Raw genomic sequence first — 2,722 nt, forward strand, 5'->3', positions numbered from 1 at the left:
TGGGCTCGAAGAGGGCTCTAGGAGACAGGCGTTGGGACCGGCCTCCTCCCCGCGCCCTACCCGTGTCTAGCCAAGCCAAACCTGTCCTGGCCGACCGCTACCAGCGGCACGGGCTTGCCGGCCCCGTCGTCATCAAGCGCGTGCGCAGCCCCGCGAGCTCCGCTCGCCGGCACCGGCTGGTGGAGGAAGTGCAGCTGGCCTACCGCCTCCACCACCCCACCATCGCCCAGGCGCACTACTTCAAGATTCACCGGGGCAAGCCGTACATCATCATGGAGTACGTGGACGGGCCGTCGCTGGAGACCGTACTGGACCTCATGGCCATCCGGGGGAAGCCCGTGTCCCTGGCCTTCGCGCTCCACGTCGCAGCGGAGCTGGCGGACGCCCTGCACCATGCCCACTCGCTCAAGGACGAGCAGGGCCGGTCCCTGGGATTGATTCATCGCGACGTCAGCCCCGCAACGTGCGCGTGGCTCGCACGGGCGAGGTGAAGCTGACGCACTTTGGCGTGGCCTATTCGCACATGGTCGGCCGGGAGGAGACGGCGGAGGCGCGCCTCAAGGGCGACGTGGCCTATGCGTCGCCGGAGTACCTCGCGGGCAATACGCTGACCGCCGCCTCGGACCTCTTCTCGCTGGGGCTGGTGCTGTTGGAGCTGGCCACGGGGCGGCACCTGTTCGCGGCCGCGGCGGATGCGCTGGAGCCACCGCGTGCGAAGTCGCATGAGCTGCGCCTGGAGGAGCCCTCTTCCCTGCCGCTCACACAGATGCTGATGCTGCTGGAAGACCATGGTCCCCAGGACGTGGAGCGAGCCGCCGCGCGGGGACGACGCGCTGGTGAAGGCATGGCTCAAGCGCGACTGGCCCCGCATCAAAAGGGGGCTCGCGCAGGCGGACGGGCCATTGCCTGCGTGGACGAGACGGGTCACTCGTTTCGGGCCCGAGTAGCGCCCACCTGGGCTCCCGTCGGCCATCCGCCCTTGCTGCGTCGCCGGGACAAGCGGCGCGAGGTCTCCAGCATCGTCGCATTGGTGGCCCCCCACGGACGCGTGCCAGCACACCTCTACGCACGCCACCAGGAGGGGAGCTTCGACACCCAGGACGTCATCCACGCCTTGCGCTACTTCCGCCGGAAGGTGGGCCGTCCCCTAACCGTCGTGGGGGACGGCCTGAACCAGCACCGCAGTGCCCAGATGCGCGACTTCATTGCCTCCCACCCCGAGGACTTCCACCTCGAGCAACTGCCGGGCTACGCACCAGGCCTCAACCCTGAAGAGGGCTGCAACAGCGTGGTGTAGGCAGAGCTACGCAACGCCACACCCCACTCCGTTTCCGAACTGCGCGCCCAGGCGCGTACGAGCTTCATGCGCATAGGCCACCGCCACCGTACTCTTGCCGCCTTCTTCCGCGGCGCGGGCCTGAGCCTTACCAGAAGGCTGGCGACTTCGACAGCGCCCGCCAGGAAATGCGGGATGTTGCTCTCCGTCGAAGTGGTGCCGCACTACCGAGAGGTAGCGGAAGGCCAGCTCGAAGACCTCGAAGATGAGCCCTGAAAGACAACGGGGCGCCGGCGCCATGGACGGAAAGCGCCCCATCATCCTCGGTAACATCGAGTTCCCGTGAGCGGACGGGGCGGCCAGACGCCTCACTCCGGATACGAGTTCTTCGATGCTTCCCTGCGAGCAGGCTCCGCGGCCTGGCGCCTCTGCCTCTCGCGATCAGCCGCGACCTTCGCCTCGATGGCTTGAGCAAGCCTTGAGGGAATCTCCTCGACGAGGTAGGGCGTGAGCTGCTTGAGTGTCCGCTTGAGCTCTGGAAATGGCACCTGATTCTTGTCGACCAGGATCTTCCAGGGCTCGGAGACGGAGCTCCGCTCCAGATCGAAGGCGACTCCCTCTACCTGTCGCGAGGTGGGAACCTCGATGTGGACTCCCGCGAAACGGTCATTCTCACACGCGCTGACCCATACGGACGTGTGCGAGCCCGACTTCATCCGCCGTCCCCGCTCCCCGTACTCGATGCCACATGCCCGCAAGGGACGCAGTTGCGCCTGAATGACAGCCAACTCCTGAAGGCCACCGACATCGGTCTCCCCGAGGCTCCCAACATCGCTCGGCTGCCGACCCAGCAGAAGGGTCGCTGCGCCAATGCCGCCGACCACCACCGCGACCGCGGCGATGATGAAGATCGTGTTCTTGCCGGACTTCCGCGCCGGCTGCGTGGGCACTGTGCTCATGGCAGTTGGCTCACTCGGGATACGAGGTCTTCGCCGCTTCCTTGCGAGCACGCTCGGCAGCCTTGCTCTCCTGCCACGCGCGCTCGCTGTCCACACGGCGCTGGCTCTCCGTGGCAAGCGCCTCGGGATACTTCTCCACGATGAGGGGCGCGAGCCGTTCGAGCGACTGCTTGAGGTCGGGGAACGCGGTCTGATCCTTGTCGACCAGGATCTTCCAGGGCGCGGAGACGGAGCTGCGCGTCATGTCAAAGGCGACTTGAGACGACTGAAGCTCCTCCGGAACGCTGATGGAGACATAGGAAACCGACGCCCCACTGCACGGCGTGACGGAGACGGACTTCCGGGAGCCCGTCGAGCGGTGTGGTAGCGCGCCCGACCGCACTCCGTACTCGATGTGGCATGCATCCAGGGGCAGCAACTGCGCCTGGACCGCGGCGAGCTCCTGAAGGCCGCTGACGTCGGTCTTCAAGCCACCCCGACCCAACCC

At 66.9% G+C, this 2,722-nt stretch carries 2 protein-coding genes and 2 pseudogenes; 2 read left to right on the top strand and 2 right to left on the bottom strand.

All coding sequences use genetic code 11. The annotated features are described in order from the left end of the window. Positions 1-179: 179 nt before the first annotated feature. Positions 180-1,297, top strand: a pseudogene (locus HNV26_RS38805) (protein kinase domain-containing protein). Positions 1,298-1,425: 128 nt separating this feature from the next. After that, positions 1,426-1,552 (top strand): annotated as a pseudogene (locus HNV26_RS37145) (DUF2379 family protein); the annotation flags it as partial. 92 nt (positions 1,553-1,644) lie between these two features. Here HNV26_RS37145 and HNV26_RS37150 read toward each other — a convergent pair. Beyond that, positions 1,645-2,235 carry a hypothetical protein gene (locus tag HNV26_RS37150; protein ID WP_171440784.1) on the bottom strand — a complete coding sequence of 197 codons (591 nt, stop codon included), beginning with the start codon at positions 2,233-2,235 and terminating at the stop codon, positions 1,645-1,647. Positions 2,236-2,245: 10 nt separating this feature from the next. After that, positions 2,246-2,722, bottom strand: a 477-nt coding sequence (locus HNV26_RS37155; protein WP_171453029.1) for a hypothetical protein, incomplete at its 5' end; no start/stop codon positions are given.

Source organism: Myxococcus xanthus, assembly GCF_013116825.1.
Lineage (GTDB): Bacteria > Myxococcota > Myxococcia > Myxococcales > Myxococcaceae > Myxococcus > Myxococcus xanthus_B.